This is a genomic window from Sphingomonas guangdongensis, assembly GCF_900199185.1.
In the GTDB taxonomy this organism is placed as follows: domain Bacteria; phylum Pseudomonadota; class Alphaproteobacteria; order Sphingomonadales; family Sphingomonadaceae; genus Sphingomonas; species Sphingomonas guangdongensis.
Genome location: NZ_OBMI01000002.1, coordinates 906968 through 922931, shown reverse-complemented (window position 1 = coordinate 922931; position 15964 = coordinate 906968). Strand labels below are relative to the sequence as shown.

15 protein-coding genes are annotated in these 15964 nt (G+C 70.4%); 12 read left to right on the top strand and 3 right to left on the bottom strand.

Going from position 1 to position 15964, the window contains the following annotated elements; all coding sequences use genetic code 11:
* The first annotated feature begins 6 nt into the window (after window positions 1-6).
* The 10 genes from CRO12_RS11675 (at window position 7) to CRO12_RS11630 (ending at window position 8743) form a co-directional block, all read left to right on the top strand.
* A complete protein-coding gene (locus tag CRO12_RS11675) occupies window positions 7-930 on the top strand; it encodes a DUF481 domain-containing protein (RefSeq protein ID WP_097064333.1) in 924 nt (307 codons plus the stop codon).
* 19 nt (window positions 931-949) lie between these two features.
* Window positions 950-2158, top strand: a complete 1209-nt coding sequence (locus CRO12_RS11670; RefSeq protein ID WP_097064162.1) for a hydrolase — start codon at window positions 950-952, stop codon at window positions 2156-2158.
* Entirely contained in the window at window positions 2155-3153 is a 999-nt protein-coding gene (locus CRO12_RS11665; protein ID WP_097064161.1) for an arginine N-succinyltransferase, read from the top strand. Before CRO12_RS11670 ends, CRO12_RS11665 begins: the two co-directional genes overlap by 4 nt.
* Window positions 3154-3162: 9 nt before the next feature.
* Window positions 3163-4407: an N-succinylarginine dihydrolase gene (locus tag CRO12_RS11660; RefSeq protein ID WP_097064160.1), complete on the top strand. Its 1245-nt coding sequence runs from the start codon at window positions 3163-3165 to the stop codon at window positions 4405-4407.
* A gap of 66 nt (window positions 4408-4473) precedes the next feature.
* Entirely contained in the window at window positions 4474-4722 is a 249-nt protein-coding gene (locus CRO12_RS11655; protein WP_097064159.1) for a hypothetical protein, read from the top strand.
* Window positions 4723-4751: 29 nt separating this feature from the next.
* Complete coding sequence (locus tag CRO12_RS11650; RefSeq protein WP_097064332.1) at window positions 4752-5012, top strand: DUF6356 family protein; 261 nt, start codon at window positions 4752-4754, stop codon at window positions 5010-5012.
* 10 nt (window positions 5013-5022) lie between these two features.
* A complete protein-coding gene (locus tag CRO12_RS11645) occupies window positions 5023-6378 on the top strand; it encodes an FAD/NAD(P)-binding protein (RefSeq protein ID WP_245858424.1) in 1356 nt (451 codons plus the stop codon).
* 36 nt (window positions 6379-6414) lie between these two features.
* Window positions 6415-6966: a DUF1285 domain-containing protein gene (locus CRO12_RS11640; protein ID WP_097064158.1), complete on the top strand. Its 552-nt coding sequence runs from the start codon at window positions 6415-6417 to the stop codon at window positions 6964-6966.
* Window positions 6963-7556 (top strand): CoA pyrophosphatase, encoded by a 594-nt coding sequence (locus CRO12_RS11635; protein ID WP_097064157.1) that lies wholly within the window; start codon window positions 6963-6965, stop codon window positions 7554-7556. The genes CRO12_RS11640 and CRO12_RS11635 overlap by 4 nt, the downstream gene beginning before the upstream one ends.
* Window positions 7553-8743, top strand: coding sequence for a CCA tRNA nucleotidyltransferase (locus tag CRO12_RS11630; RefSeq protein ID WP_097064156.1), 1191 nt, complete (start codon window positions 7553-7555; stop codon window positions 8741-8743). The genes CRO12_RS11635 and CRO12_RS11630 overlap by 4 nt, the downstream gene beginning before the upstream one ends.
* Here CRO12_RS11630 and CRO12_RS11625 read toward each other — a convergent pair.
* Together CRO12_RS11625 and parC are read right to left on the bottom strand one after the other, a co-directional pair.
* Window positions 8704-10434 (bottom strand): putative bifunctional diguanylate cyclase/phosphodiesterase, encoded by a 1731-nt coding sequence (locus CRO12_RS11625; protein ID WP_097064155.1) that lies wholly within the window; start codon window positions 10432-10434, stop codon window positions 8704-8706. The two genes, CRO12_RS11630 and CRO12_RS11625, sit on opposite strands and share 40 nt — an antisense overlap.
* Before the next feature lie 97 nt (window positions 10435-10531).
* Window positions 10532-12760, bottom strand: a complete 2229-nt coding sequence (gene parC, locus CRO12_RS11620) for a DNA topoisomerase IV subunit A (protein WP_097064154.1) — start codon at window positions 12758-12760, stop codon at window positions 10532-10534.
* 88 nt (window positions 12761-12848) lie between these two features.
* On the opposite strand from parC, the gene CRO12_RS11615 reads away from it, so the two are divergent.
* Both CRO12_RS11615 and CRO12_RS11610 read left to right on the top strand, forming a co-directional pair.
* A complete protein-coding gene (locus CRO12_RS11615) occupies window positions 12849-14312 on the top strand; it encodes an aminotransferase class I/II-fold pyridoxal phosphate-dependent enzyme (RefSeq protein ID WP_097064153.1) in 1464 nt (487 codons plus the stop codon).
* A 51-nt stretch (window positions 14313-14363) separates the two neighbouring features.
* Window positions 14364-15242, top strand: a complete 879-nt coding sequence (locus CRO12_RS11610; RefSeq protein ID WP_245858422.1) for an alpha/beta hydrolase — start codon at window positions 14364-14366, stop codon at window positions 15240-15242.
* On the opposite strand, the gene CRO12_RS11605 is transcribed toward CRO12_RS11610, so the two are convergent.
* Complete coding sequence (locus tag CRO12_RS11605) at window positions 15239-15958, bottom strand: hypothetical protein (protein WP_097064152.1); 720 nt, start codon at window positions 15956-15958, stop codon at window positions 15239-15241. The genes CRO12_RS11610 and CRO12_RS11605 overlap by 4 nt on opposite strands.
* Window positions 15959-15964: the final 6 nt, after the last annotated feature.

The window sequence follows — 15964 nt, the reverse complement described above, 5'->3', positions numbered from 1 at the left end:
ACGGCCATGCGTGTCCTCCTCGCCTCCTTGGCGCTGCTGACGCTCGCCAACGCCGATGCCGATCCTGCGCTGCCGACCGTCGTGACGGAGCAGCAGCCGATCCCGGCGCCGGTCAAGGCGATGCTGGACGCCGCCATGACCAGCGGCAGCGAGGCGGAGGTGAGCACGATCACCAAGTACGCGATCAACGCCGCCCCGGACTCAGCGGCCGAAATCCGCAGCATGACCAGCGCATGGCGTGCCGCGCGCGCCGAGGCGGCATCCGCGACGCTGCGCCAGGCCGGCTTTTTCGAGCTCATGAAGGGCAAGTTCGAGCTCGGCGGCTTTCTCACCACCGGCAACACCCGCAACGTCGGCCTGACCGCAGCGAGCGAGCTGACGCGGGAGGGGCTGCAGTGGCGCCACAAGCTGAAGCTGCTTGCCGAGTATCAGGAGAGCCTGGGCGTCACTACGCGCGAGCACTACCTCGTCGCCTACGAACCCAACTTCAAGGTCGATGACCGGCTGTACGCGTACGGCGCCGCCCAGTTCGAGAGCGACCGGTTCCTCGGCTACAACCAGCGTTACTCGGCCTCGGCGGGAGCGGGCTACACGGCGCTGCGGACCAGCGCGCTGACGCTGGACGTCGAGGTCGGCCCGTCGTTCCGCAACACCGCCTTCACCGACCTGACGCGCGAGAACGAGTTCGGCGCGCGCGGCAGTCTCGACTTCGACTGGCGGCTTTCGCCCGGCGTCACCCTGTCGCAGGACGCGTCCGCCTATCTCCAGAACATGAACTCGACGGTGACCAGCCGCACCGCGCTCGCGGCCAAGCTGTTCGGGCCGCTTTCGGCGCAGCTGTCCTACCAGGTTAGCCACGAGAGCGAGCCGCCGATCGGGCGGGTCAACACCGATACCACGAGCCGCGCATCGCTGGTCTACGCCTTCTGACAAGGCTACAGCCGCCTGCATGGGGAGGCTGTCGCGCACCGAGCAGGAGCTGATCGCACGCGCCGCGGCGTCGCCGATGCGCGAGCGGACGCTCGCCTGGAGCGCCATCAACAGCGGCACGGGCAACCTTCCCGGGCTGGCGCGCGTGGCCGATCTGCTCGCCGACGCCTTCGGCACGCTGCCCGGCACGCTCGGCTACGTCGATCCGACGTTCGTCGAGCGGGTCGCGCCGGACGGCGAAGTCGAACCGCTGGCACACGGTCGCCACCTGCACCTGCGTGTCCGGCCGGACGCCCCCGTCCAGATGCTCTTCACCGGCCACATGGACACGGTGTACCCGGCCGACCACCCGTTCCAGTCCGTTCGCACGCTCCCGGATGGTCGGATCAACGGCCCCGGCGTGGCCGACATGAAGGGCGGGCTCGCGATCATGCTCGCCGCGCTGGAGGCGGTCGAGCGATCGTCGCTTTCGAGCCGGCTTGGCTATGAGGTCGTCATCAACGCGGACGAGGAGACCGGCTCCTTCTCCTCCGCGGCGCTGATCGAGCGGGCCTGCCGCGGCAAGGTGGCGGCGCTGACCTTCGAGCCAGCGCTCGCCGACGGCACGCTCGCCGGCGCGCGTGGCGGCACCGGCAATTTCTCGCTGGTCGTGCGGGGACGCAGCGCGCACGCCGGGCGCAATCCGGAGGACGGGCGCAACGCACTGGTCGCCGCCGCCGACCTCGCGGTCAGGCTGCGCAACGCCGCCGGCCCGCGCCTCGGCGTCAATCCGGCGCGGATCGACGGCGGTGGACCGAACAATGTCGTGCCCGATCTGGCGATCCTGCGCGTGAACTTCCGGCCCGCGACGCTCGACGACGTCGAGCGGGCGTCGACCCACCTGCGCTCGGCAGTGAATATGGTCGCGGCCGAGCACGAGGTTGAGATTACCTCTCACGGCAGCTTCAATCGTTCGCCCAAGCCATCGAGTGACAAGATCAAAGCCTTGCAGGACATGGTAGCGGCCGCGGGCGCCGCGCTCGACGTATCGGTCGGCTTCGCCGCGACCGGAGGAGTCTGCGACGGCAACAACATCGCCGCCTGCGGCGTGCCCGTGGTCGACACGATGGGCGCGCGCGGCGGCGCCATCCACTCCGCCGACGAGTATCTGATTCCGGAAAGCCTGCCCGAACGCGCGCAATTGGCGGCGCTCACCATCGTCCGCATCGTCGAGAAGGGCGCGCCGTGACCCACCTCATCCGCCCGGCGACCGACGCCGACCTGCAGCACCTCTACGAGATGGCGAAGCTGACCGGCGGCGGCTTCACCAACCTGCCGCCCGACAAGCAGGCGCTTTCCGCCAAGCTGGAGCGCAGCGCCGCCGCCTTCGCGCGCGACGAGGACACGCTCACCGACGAGCTGTTCGTGCTGGTGCTGGAGGATCTGGCCACGGGCGACGTGCGCGGGACCTGCCAGATTTTCACCCAGGTCGGCCAGCACTGGCCCTTCTACAGCTATCGCATCGGCACCATCACCAAGCACTCGGTGGAGCTCGCCCGCACCTTCCGCGCCGAGGTGCTGAGCCTGGTCAACGACCTGGAAGGGTCGAGCGAGGTCGGCGGGCTGTTCCTCCACCCGGCCGAGCGCGCGGGCGGGCTCGGCCTGCTGCTCGCGCGCAGCCGCTACCTGTTCATCCGCGCCCACCGCGCGCGCTTCGCCGACCGCATCCTCGCCGAGCTGCGCGGCGTGATCGACGAGGCGGGCGGATCGCCGTTCTGGGACGGCGTCGCTGGCCGTTTCTTCGGGATGAACTTCCAGGAGGCCGACGCCTTCAATGCGGTGAACGGCAACCAGTTCATCGCCGACCTGATGCCCAAGCACCCGATCTATACGGCCATGCTCGGCGAACACGCCCGCGCGGTCGTCGGGCTGCCGCACCCGACCGGGCGCGCCGCGATGCGGATGCTGGAGAACGAAGGCTTCGCGTTCGAGCAGTACGTCGACATCTTCGACGGCGGCCCGACCATGACCGCGCGGACGGACCAGGTCGCAACCATTCGGGGCGCCCGCGATGCGGAGGTCACGGCGGTCGCCGCGCTGAAGGCACCCGCCCTGCTCGCGACCGGGCGGCTGCGGCATTTCCGCGCCTGCCTCGGCCATTTCGCCGACGGCATCATCGATCCGGCGAGCGCCAGCACGCTGAACGTGACTGCGGGCGACACGATCAGCCATGTCGCGCGCTGAGGCACTGCGATGATCCGCGAGATCAATTTCGACGGGATCGTCGGGCCGAGCCACAACTATGCCGGGCTGAGCCCCGGCAACCTCGCCGCCACCGGCAATGCTGGCGCGACGTCGCATCCGCGTGCGGCGGCGCTGCAGGGGCTGGCCAAGATGCGAGCCAATCTGGCGCTCGGGCTGACCCAGGGCATCCTCCTGCCCCACCCGCGCCCAGACCATGCGTGGCTCACGAGGCTGGCCACGGATTACGCGCACGCTCCATCGCACCTGCGCGCGCAGGCGCTGTCCGCCTCGCCGATGTGGGCGGCCAATGCCGCCACCGTCTCGCCCGCCGCCGACACCGCCGACGGGCGCTGCCATCTGACGGTCGCCAACCTCGGAACCATGCCGCATCGCAGCCACGAGTGGCCGGCGACGCTCGCGCAGTTGCTTCTCGCCTTCGCTCACCCGAGCTTCGCAGTGCACGCGCCGATCCCGCCGCCCTTCGGTGACGAGGGCGCGGCCAACCACATGCGGCTGGCTGAGGCGCACGATGCACCCGGCGTCGAGGTGTTCGTCTACGGCGAGGGTGGCGGACACTTCCCGGCGCGTCAGCACCGTGAGGCGAGCGCGGCCGTCGCTCGTCGCCACGGCGTGGACGCGCTGCTTGTTCGGCAGTCGGCCGAAGCGATCGCCGCTGGCGCCTTCCACAACGACGTGGTCGCGGTCGCCAACCTCCAGGTCCTACTCGCGCACGAGCAGGCGTTCGACGACAGGCAGCGCTTCTTCGACGCGCTGCGCGCCCGCTTGCCGTCGGTCGAGATCGTCGAGGTGCCGGCCGCCGCGGTCAGCCTTGAGGACGCGATCCGATCCTACCTGTTCAACGCGCAGCTGGTGACGCTGCCGGACGGCACGACGACGCTGATCGTGCCGGCGGAGGCGCGCGCCACGCCGAGCGTCTGGTCGTGGCTCCAGGCTCATCTCGCCGGCAACGGCCCGATCCGGCGCGTGGAGGTGGTGGACGTGCGCGAGTCGATGGCGAACGGCGGCGGCCCCGCCTGTCTGCGGCTGCGCGTCGTTGCCGACCCCGCGACCGTTGATCCCCGCTTCCTCGTCGATGACGCGCGTATCGATCGGATCGCCGGGGTGGTGGAGGAGCATTGGCCGGCGGCGATCGCCTTCAACTCGATCGGTGATCCCGACCTGATTGCGCAGATCGAGCGCGCCTACCGCGCGCTGCTCGCCGCGCTCGACCTTGTCGAATTGATTGACAGGTAACCAAGCGCCTTAACGCGGGATCCGCGGTTTCTTGCGGTTGGCACGCCACCTGCTTAACGTTCAGGCATGTGGTCGCGCGTCAAAAAGCTGTTCACCATCAAGACCAAGTTCGAGGCGTTCCTCGTCATCTACGGTCTCGCGGTCGGCGCGACGGAGCGCGGCGTCCACTATCTGCAGCAATACCCTGGCTGGGGCGGGTGGCTGCTGTTCGCGGTGTGCCCAATCGCGGTGTTCATGGCGGGCGGGCGAATCCTCGACTCGATCGATTACGAGCGCGAGCGTCAGCGCCAGGGGGCGCTGACACCCCGGCCCTAGCGCGCTATGGTACGATCATGCCTGGCACCCTGATCGATCGCTGGTTCCGTGACCACCCGCGCAGTGTCGGCGAGAGCTACGCCGAGCACCTCGGTGTCGCGACCAGCTTCGGTGCGCGGCTGATCGCGGGGGGCGTCGCCTGCATGATCCACGGGCTGCTGCCCAACCTGTTCACCCGGACCGGCAGCAACACGGTCAAGCGGCTGTATTCGCAGATGGTCGCGCGCCAGCCCGGCAGCCCGCCGCCCGCCTATCAGCAGCCCGAGTGGCGGCCCGAGTACGAGATCTAGCGACCGTCGCGTGGGCATCGAGCATGTCGCCATCATCGGCGGAGGCTTCTCCGGCGCGCTCCAGGCGATCAACCTGCTGCGTCACGAGGGGCCGCGCGCGACGCTGATCGAGCGGCGCCCGGTCGTCGGCAAGGGGCTGGCTTACGGCGCCGCGCACCCGGACCATGTTCTAAACGTCCGCGCCGGCAACATGAGCGCGCTCCCTGACGATTCGGGCCACTTCGTCCGCTGGCTGGAGGCGCGCGGCGTGCGGGAGGCGCCGAGCGCCTTCATCCCGCGGCTGACCTACGGCATCTACCTGGCCGAACAGCTCGCCGCCGCCGCCGCCCGCGCGCCCGATCGGTTGCGGATCGTGACCGGCGAGGTGACGGACGTGATCCATGACGGCACCGCCTGCGTCCGCTTCGCCGACGGCACAACCGTCCGGGCCGACGCGGCGGTGCTCGCGGTCGGTAACCTGCCACCCCACACGCCTCCCGGGCTGCGGCCCGAGACACTCCCCGGCGCACGCTACTTCGGCGATCCCTGGGATGCGGACATCGCCGCCGGGCTGGTCGACACGGACCGGGTGCTGATCATCGGCAGCGGGCTGACCGCGGTCGATGTCGCACTGATGCTGGAGGCGAACGGCTTCGGCGGGGAGATCGTCGCGATGTCGCGCCGCGGGCTGCTGCCGCGGCCGCACGACCGCGCGGGCGCGGCGTGGCAGCGGATCAACGAGCGGCCGAAACTTTCCGCGTCCGCGCTGGTCCGGCGCGTGCGGGACCGCGGGACCGCGATCGGCTGGCGCCAGGCCGTGGACGAGCTCCGCCCGTTCACACAAGCCATGTGGGCGAACGCGAGCGACGCAGAGCGCGCCCGCTTCCTGCGGCACCTGCGCCCCTGGTGGGACGTCCACCGCCACCGTCTGGCGCCCGAGGTCCACGACCGGCTCCAGGCGATGATCGCGCGCGGGCAGCTGCAGGTGGTGGCGGGCAAGCCGGCGCGTTTCGAAGCGACGGCGACCGGCGTTGCGGTTCACTGGCGGCCTCGCGGCCGCGACGAGGAAGTGGTGCTGCCCGTCACCCGGATCGTCAACGCGATCGGTCCGCAGGGCGACCTGACCCGCACCGCCGAGCCGCTGCTGGCGAGCCTGCGCGAGCGCGGGCTGATCCGCCCGGACGCCGCCCACCTCGGCATCGACGTCGACGCGAGCGCCGCGACCATCGATGGCGGAGGGCGCGCGTCCGCCTGGCTCTATGCGCTCGGCCCGATGACGCGCGGCGCCTTCTGGGAGATCGTGGCGGTGCCCGACATCCGCACCCAGACGTGGTCGCTCGCGCGGCGGCTCTCCAACGCGCACTGGGTTGGCGGCGAGGGGCTGTAGCCTTTCCTTTCGCCACTCCCGCGCTACATCGCCGCCATGCCGATGCCGCCCCCGCCCGATCTCCACGTGCTGACGATGGATGAGGTTGCGGCGGCCATCGCGGCGGCGATCCCTGCTCCGGTCGAGCGCTGGCACCCCGCCCACTGCGGCGACAGCGAGATGCGGATCGCACGCGACGGCACCTGGTATCACCAGGGAGCGCCGATCGGCCGCCGCGGGATGGTGCGCAAGTTTGCCTCGATCCTGCGGCGGGAGCCCGACGGCGGCTACGTGCTGGTCACGCCGGGCGAGAAGCTCGACATCGCGGTCGAGGATGCGCCCTTCGTGGCCACCGCGATGAAGGCCGCGAACGGTCGGGTCGCGTTTCAGCTCAACACCGGCGATCTGGTGATCGCGGGGCCGGAGCACGCCTTGCGCTTCGCACAGGCCGCCGATGGTCCTCGCCCCTACCTCCACGTCCGCGGCGGACTGGAGGCGCTGGTCGCCCGGCCTGTCTACTACGAGCTGGTCGCCCTCGCGCTCGAAACTGACGCGGACCGGCCCGGCATCCTGAGCAACGGCGCCTTCTTCCCGCTGGAGCCCGCGTGACCCTGATCGAGCGGCTGAGCGCCGCGACCGCGACCCGAGCGGACCATGAACTGGAGCTGCTCCGCGCCGACCTGCGCGAGCTGGAGCTGGACGATGCGCCTCCCGCCGCGGAGGCTGCGGTGCTGATCGCCGTCACCGACCGCGCCGAGCCCGGCGTGATCCTGACCCGCCGGACGGAGCAGCTACGCCAGCATGCCGGTCAGGTCGCGCTGCCCGGCGGCCGCGTCGATCCGGGCGACGCCGATGCGGTCGCGGCGGCGCTGCGCGAGGCGGAGGAGGAGATTGCGCTCGATCCCGCCGCCGTGCAGGTCGTCGGCGCGATCGATCGCTACCGGACCGGCACCAACTACCTCATCACGCCCGTGCTCGGCATCGTCCCGCCGGACCTGCCGCTTGTCCCGCACGAGGCGGAGGTCGCCGAGGTGTTCGAGGTGCCGCTCGCCTTCCTTCTCGATCCCGCCAACCACCGACCGGCCACGGCGATGTACCGCGGCGTGCGGCGCGACTATTTCGAGATCGAATGGGAAGGCCGGCGTATCTGGGGAGCAACCGCGGCGATCCTGATCAACCTGACGCGCCGACTGTCATGACGTCACTCCCCGACGCGCCCTGGCGTGCCCGCGCCGGCCTGGACGAACTCTGCACGGTGCTCGGCGCCGCGGCGGGGGAGGTGCGCTTCGTCGGCGGCGCCGTGCGCGACACGCTGCTCGGACTCGACGTAGCCGACGTCGATCTCGCGACCGTCCACGCGCCCGAGGCGGTGCTTGACCGGCTGGACGCCGCACGGATCAGGGCGGTGCCGACCGGCCTCGCTCACGGCACGATCACCGCGGTGATCGAGAGCGGCCCGGTCGAAGTCACCACCCTGCGGCGCGACCTCGCGACCGATGGTCGCCACGCGACCGTCGCCTTTACCTCCGACTGGCGGGAGGACGCGGCCCGGCGCGACTTCGCCATAAACGCGCTCTACGCCGATCCGCTGACCGGCGCGGTGTTCGACTACTTCGGGGGTCTTGATGATCTAGCCGAGCGGCGGGTGCGCTTCATCGGCGATCCGCTCATCCGGATCGCGGAGGATCACCTGCGCATCCTGCGCTTCTTCCGCTTCCTCGCGCGCTTCGGTGATGCACCCGACGCGGACGGGCTGGCGGCGTGCAGCCGCCGCGCCAACGACCTGATGGCGCTCTCACGCGAGCGGATCCGCGACGAGCTGCTGAAGCTGCTGGTCGCGCGCGATGCGGTGCGGGTCACGGCGTTGATGCTGGACCACGGCATCCTGCTGCCGGTGCTGCCGGAGGTTGCGTCGACCGATCGGCTGACATGGCTCGCCCAGCGGGAGGCGGCGGTCGGCATTGCGCCCGATCCGCTCCGCCGTCTCGTCGCGCTGCTGCCGCGCGACGCGGTGGCGGAGGTCGGCGCCCGGCTGAAGCTCTCGAATTTGCAGCGCAAGCGCCTGGAGATTGCGGCGGAAGACGCTGGCGACTTCTCGCCCCAGGCGCTCGGCTATCGGCTGGGCATCGAAGGAGCGATCGATCGCCTGCTGCTCTCGGACCGACCACTCGCCGACATCGCGGCGCTCGCCGGCTGGGTGCCGCCGCGCCTGCCGGTGAGCGGCGGCGTGCTCGTCGGGCGCGGGCTCAGCCGCGGGCCGCTGGTCGCGGCGACGCTGCACGGGATCGAAGATGCCTGGATCGCCGCCGGCTTTCCGGACGGCGACGCCCTAGCTGCGATCGTCGATCAGGCGGTCGACGCGGCGTTGCGCGCGGAGAGCAGCTGAAACGCGGCATCCGCCTCCAGCGGGCGCGCGTAGAGGAAACCTTGGCCGTAGCTGCAGCCGAGCGCGGCGAGCGTCTGTGCGAGCTCGTTGGTCTCAATGCCCTCAGCGGTGGTCCGCATGCCGAGCGCCTGGGCGAGGCTGAGCACCGCGCGGACGATGGCGACCTTGTCGCGGTCGCTCAGCATGCCCGACACGAAGCTCCGATCGATCTTCAGAACATCGATCGGCAGTCGCTGCAGCACCGCCAGGTTGGAATAGCCGGTGCCGAAGTCATCCATGGCGATCGTCGCGCCCAGCTCTTTCAGCGCATGGAGCGTCTCGGCGATCCGGTCGGGATCGCTGACGATCGCGCTTTCCGTCAGCTCCAGCATCATGCGACTGCCCGCGACGCCGTGGCTGTCGAGGGTGCGGCCGACAAGCGATGCGATCTGGTCGCGCTGCAGCTGGATCGCCGACAGGTTGACCGCGAGGTTCGCCCCGCAATAGCCACCGGCCCGCTTGTCCCAGGCGGCGATTGTTCGCGCCGCCTCGTCCATCGCCCAGCGGCCGAGCGGCACGATCAGGCCGCACTCCTCCGCCACCGGGATGAAGTCCGACGGCGACACCTCGCGCCCGTCCGGCGCCCAGCGTGCGAGTGACTCGAACGACACGATCCGCCCTGTCGCCAGGTCGCAGATCGGCTGAAAGCTTAGCCGCATGTCGCCATTGTCGATCGCGCGGCGCAGTGCGGTCTCAATCCCGAATTGGGTGCGGACCACATCAAAGGTCGAGTGGTTGTAAAGTTCGGTATTGCCGGTCTTCTTGGCGCGCTTCACCGCGACCTGCGCGTGGCGGATCAGGTCCTCCGGCTCGGCGATGTCGTCCTTGCCGAGTGCGATGCCGATCGAGCAATCGATCCGGATCTCGAAGTCGGTGAGGCGGAACGGCGCCGCCAGCGCCGCCCCGATCCGCTCCGCCACCATCAGCGCGTCGGCCGCGCCGTCGTCGGTTTGAAGCAGGACGCCGAACTCGTCCCCGCCGATCCGGGCCAGCGTGTCGCGCCCGCGCAGCGCGCCCTTGATCCGGCGCGCGACGGAGATCAGCAGTTCGTCGCCGGCCAGGCTGCCCATGCAGGCGTTGACGCGGCTGAAGCGGTTGAGGTTGACGATCATGACCGCATGCCGATCGGCAGCATCGGGGGAGAAGGACGCCTCCACCTCATCGCCGAAGCCGCCGCGGTTGGGCAGGCCGGTCAGGCTGTCCGACATCATCTCGCGGCGCAGACTGATCTCGGTCCGCTGCTCGCCGGTCTGATCGACCAAAGCGACGAAGCAGCGCCCGTCGCGCTCGGTGCCGCGGCGCCGGGCAAAGGTCACGCGAAAGTAGCGCGGCTCGATCGCGTCGCCGGTCTGCCAAGCGAAAGAACGGTGCAGCTCGTCCGAGCGGAGAAAGTCGCTCAGTCGACCGCCGAGCAGGCGCAGGAACGGCGATACGTCGGCCGTCGCTCCGCCAAAGCCGGCCGCGCGAAACGGTTGGTTGCTCGCCTCCAGCACCAGGGCGTCGCCGGAATGGCGGACGATGGTGGCGGGAATGGGCAAGAGGTCGAGCACCGGCTCGACATGCTGCTGCTCCAGCACGCGCGTGGCATCGGACAGCGGCGTGGGCGCAAGGGGCACGAGCTCGGAGGCGGCAGGCCGCTTGCGGAACAGCATCACGCCCGCGGCGCTACCCGCCCAATGGTTAAGCCGGTCCTAAGCTGTTCGCAGCAATGGGGAGTCTTAGGATCTGAAGGGCCCGGCCCGCGCCGGATCAGAACCGATTGTCGCGGGGAAAACCGGTTGGCGGCATTCGTCCGGCCGCACCGCGCGCCGCGCGCCACGGGCTCATGTCGGCTTCCGTCCGGGTCCGCCCCGCCTCCCCGCCCATCGTCCAGCTGAGACCCGCGGCGTAGCGGAAGGTGGTGACGTCGGAGAGGCCGCCGTCGCGGAACCGCTGGAGCTGCACGCCCTGTCCGCGCGCCAGCTCGACCAGCTCGGAGAGGGGGAAGACCAGCAGCTTGCGATTGTCACCCACCGCCGCAACATAGTCGTGATCGGGCGCGACCGGGCGCACGATCGTCAGTTTCGCGCCCGCGCGTGGCGAGACCACCGTCTTGCCTTTCCGCGTCTCGGCGATGGTGTCGGCGACCTTGACGACGAAGCCACGCCCGTCACTCGCCGCGACCAGCAGCCGCTCGGCCGCCCCGGCCCGCAGCAGCGCGACGATCCCCGCGCTACCATCCAGATCGATCATCAGCCGAACCGGCTCGCCGAAGCCGCGGCCGCCCGGCAGCTTGTCGGCGGCAAGCGTATAGAAGCGTCCGGTGTCGGCGGCGAGCAGCAGCTTGTCGGTGGTATGGGCGTGAAAGGCGAACAGCGGCCCGTCGCCTTCCTTGAACTTCAGCGTCTCGGCGCTCGCGAGTTCGACGTGTCCCCGCATCGCCCGGATCCAGCCCCGCTGCGACAGGATCACGGTGATCGGCTCGCGCTCGATCATCGCCTCCGGCGGGATCTCGCGGGCGGGCGCCGCCTCCTCCACATCGGTGCGGCGCTTGCCGAGCGCAGTCTCGGCGCCGTAGCGGTCGCGGACCTTGGTAAGGTCGCGCTTAAGGCGCGTACGCTGCCGCGCGTCGGAGGAGAGCAGCAGCTCGAGCTCACCCTTCTCCTTCGTCAGCGCGTCGCGCTCGCGGACGAGCTCCATCTCCTCCAGCCGGCGCAGCGACCGCAACCGCATATTCAGGATCGCCTCCGCCTGCCGGTCGGTCAGACCGAACTCGACGATCATCACGGGCTTGGGCTCATCCTCCGTCCGGATGATCTCGACCACGCGGTCGAGGTTCAGATAGGCGATCAGATAGCCGCCGAGCAGCTCCAGCCGGTCGCCGATCTTCGCGAGACGGTGCTCCGATCGGCGGCGCAGCACCACGAAGCAATGCTCGACCCAGGCCGCGAGCGCGTCACGCAGCGGCATGACCCGCGGGGTCCGCGTCTTGTCGAGCACGTTGAGGTTGAGCGGTACGCGCACCTCGAGGTCCGACAGGCGATAGAGGCTGTCGGTCAGCGTCGCCGGGTCCACCGTGCGGGCCCGCGGCTCCAGCACGATCCGCACCTGTTCGTCGCTCTCGTCGCGAACATCGGCCAGGATCGGCAGGCGCTTGTCGTTGATGAGGGCAGCAATCCCCTCGATCAGCTTTCCCTTGGGCACACCGTACGGGATTTCGGTCACGACCAGCTGCCAGCCGCCGCCCTTCTCCCGCTCCGTGGTGATCCGCGCGCGCACGCGGAAGCTGCCGCGCCCGGTCGCATAGGCCTCCGCGATGGCGGCCGGCGCGTCGACGACGATACCGCCGGTCGGGAAGTCCGGCCCTTTGACGTGCGCCAGGACGTCGGCCTGCGGGTTGTCGATCAGCGCGATGGCGGCGTCGATCAGTTCCGCGGCGTTATGCGGCGGGATGCTGGTCGCCATGCCGACCGCAATGCCGGCGGCGCCGTTCGCCAGCAGGTTCGGGAACGGCCCCGGAAACAGCTCCGGCTCCTGCTCCTCGCCGTTGTAGGTCGGGCGGAAGTCGGTTGCGTCCTCGTCCAGCCCCTCCATCAGGTCGATCGCGACCTGGGTCAGTCTGGCTTCGGTGTAGCGATAGGCGGCGGCATTATCGCCGTCGATGTTGCCGAAGTTCCCCTGCCCGTCGACCAGCGGGTAGCGGAGTGCGAAGGTCTGCGCGAGCCGCACCATCGCATCGTAGACCGACGCATCGCCGTGCGGGTGATATTTGCCGATCACGTCGCCGACGACGCGCGCGCACTTCTTGTACCCGCTCGCCGGATCGAGGCGGAGCAGCCGCATCGCCCACAACAGGCGGCGGTGCACCGGCTTCAGCCCGTCACGGACGTCCGGCAGCGAGCGCGCCGTGATCGTGGACAAGGCATAGACCAGGTAGCGCTCCGACAAGGCGCTGTCGAACGGTGCATCGATGATCGGGTCGACGGGTTGGCTGGCCATGGACGCGACGGTCTAGCAGCCTCGCGCTGGTTGGGCCAGAACCGGACAGAGCGGGAACGATCGTTAGCTACGCACGCTCTGCCGGGCGATGGATCAGCACCAGACCCCGCTCCTCGATGCGCTCGCCGCGATCGAGCATCGTCCGCTGCACGGCTTCGGCGCGCCCGCTCATCACCAGGGTGCGGCGATACCGCCGGGATTGACGGCGCTGCTCGGCAAGCGGCTGTTCCGCGCCGACGTGATCACGCCCAAGGGGCTGGACGACCGCACCGAGAGCGCCCACGCGCTGCAACGCGCGCACGAGATCGCGGCGGAGGCGTGGGGTGCCGAGTTCTGCCGCTTCGCGACCGGCGGTTCAACCCAGAGCCTGCACGTCGCGCTCGCCGCGGTGGCGGCACCGGGCGACACCGTCGTGTTCGCCGCCAATGTCCACAAGGCGGAGCGAGCCCACGCGCTTGTCGCAGGGCTGAACGCGGCGTGCGTGCCCGCGATCGTCGATCCGGCCTGGGACGTCGAGCACGGCGTCGATCCCGCCGCGCTCGCGGCAACGCTCGACGCGCATCCGGGCGCCAGGGCGGTCGTGATCGTCTCACCCAGCTACTACGGCGTGACCAGCGACGTCGCCGCGCTTGCCGGGCTCTGCCACGCGCGCGACATCCCGCTGATCTGCGATGCCGCATGGGGCGGCGCCTTTGCCTTCTGCGACGCGCTGCCCGACGATCCGCTGGCGCAGGGCGCCGACATGGCGGTCTACAGCGTGCACAAGACGATGGGCGCGCTGACCCAAGGGTCCGCGCTGCTCGCCCGCGGCAATCTGATCGATCAGCAGCGGCTGTGGATGGCGTACGAGCTGTTTGAGACGACCAGCCCCTCCGTGCCGATCCTGGCGAGCCTGGACGCGGCCCGCCGCCAGCACGCGCTGACGGGAGCGTCGATGTGGAACCACGCGCTCCGCCGGGCGGCGCTGCTGCGCGAGCTGCTGGCCGAGATCCCCGGCCTGCGTGTGTTCGGCACCGGCGATCTTCCCGCCGGCGCGGCGCTCGACCAGACCAAGGTGCTGATCGACACCAGCGCACTCGGCGTGTCGGCCTATGCGCTGGACGACTGGCTGAGCGAGCACCACCGCGTTTCCGCCGGCCTCTCGACCGCGCGCCACCTGCTGGCGGTGCTGAGCCCCGGCACGGGCAAGCGCGACGTGCGCGCGCTCGCCCGCGGGCTGGCCGACGCCGTCGATCGCTTGGCAAAGGGCACGATCGCCCTTGCGCCGCTCGGCAGCGTGCCGACCCTCGACACGCTCTCGATCGAGATGGCGGCGAACCCGGCCGCCGCCTTCTTCGGCGCCGTCGAGCAGGTCTCGTTCGAGGCGGCGGCCGGCCGCATCGCCGCGGAGGTAATCGCGCCCGCGCCGCCCGGCGTCCCGCGGCTGGTGCCCGGCCAGCTGATCTCGCCGGCGCATGTCGCCTGGCTGATCGCGCAGCGCGACCACGGCATGTTCCTGCTTGATCCGGTCGATCCGGCGGAGCGCACCCTCCGGGTCATGCGGACGGGTTGAGCGCATTCGCGGGCTGGCGGGCGTTCGCCTGCACACGCTATGGTACCTGCGATGCTCCGCCTGCTTCTCGCCGCCGCGCTCGGGATGACCGCGATGCCCGCCAACGCTCAGTTGCTGACCTGGCCCGACCTGGCCAAGCGAGCGCAGCCGCGGCCCGACCAGACGCTCTCCTACGGCACGGATCAGATGCAGAAGGTGGACCTGTGGCTGCCCGCGACGCCGCCGCCGCACCGCACGGTGCTGATGGTACACGGCGGCTGCTGGCAGACGAGCATCGCCGATCGCAGCCTGATGAACTGGGTGGCCGACGACCTCCGCCGCGCCGGCTATGCGGTCTGGAACATCGATTACCGCGGAGTCGATCGGGCGGGCGGCGGCTATCCCGGCACCTTTGCCGATGCGGCCGCGGCGGCCGACCTGCTGCGCACCCACGCCGCGCACTACGGGCTCAACACGCGCCGCATCGTCGCGGTTGGCCATTCCGCGGGGGGGCACCTGGCGCTGTGGCTGGCGGCACGCGGCAGGCTGCCGGCGACCAGCCCGCTACGGACCGACGATCCGCTCCCGATCGCGCACGTCGTGAGCCTCGGCGGTCTTCCCGACCTGGAAGCGACCGCCAGCAGCCCGGACAATGGCTGCGGTACCGACGTAGTCGCAAAGCTGGTCGGCAGCGGTCGCCCCGAACCCTACGCCGACACCTCCGTACCGCGCCTATGGCCGCTCGGCGTGCCTCAGGACCTTGTCAACGGCCGGGAGGACAAGATCATCCCCTATCGCATGGCGACCGACTATGTCGCGGGCGCGACCGCAAAGGGCGACCGCGTCCACCTCCACACCGTTGCGAAAACCGGCCACGTCGAACTGGTCGCGCCGGAAAGCGCGGCGTGGGCGCAGTCGAAGCGACTGATCGCCGCTGCGTTCGCCCGTTAGGACACCGGCTCGTCCTCCGCGATCTCGTACACACGGAATGCGATATTGTACCACTCGGCGGCGGTCAGGACGAGCCAGTCGATCGTCTCCGGCTGCTCGCGGCGCTTCGGCGGGCCGTCGCTGCGTATGTCGAGGTAGAAGGTTGCCACGTTCTTGAGGACGACGCGATCAGGCACGCGACTCTCATCGCGCAGCAGGCTCGCGACCGTTCCCCGATAGCCGACGAAGCGGCCTTCCTCTCCCACCTTGGTCAGGACGTAGGCGTTGATGAAGCGGTTGGGACCGCGCCCCGCGAGCAGGACCTCCGCCAATGGGCCGTAGAAGATCGCTGGATCGCCGTAGCGGAGCACGAAACGACCCGCAACGAAGCCGATGAGCGTCGCCAGGCCGATCAGCCACATGAGGCCGAGCACCAGCGCCAGCACCACCTGCAGCCGGTCGCCGGCCGGATCGCCCGCCAGCAGAATGGCGTATGGATCGGCGAGCGGCAGCGGCGTCCACGGCGGCAGCGCCGCGGCGACGATCAGCGCGAGCACGTAGAGGCAGTGGGTGATGACGCTGAACCCGCCGGCAAGCGCGATGCCGGTCGCGCCGGAGAGCGAGGGGATGACCGGTTCGACCTCCGCCGTGCGCGCCGCCTCGAACATGGCGCGTGCGGCGATGATGCCCGGTAGCAGCAGCGCCGCCGTCACGACCGCGAGGAGGGTCAGGCCCATGGCGGC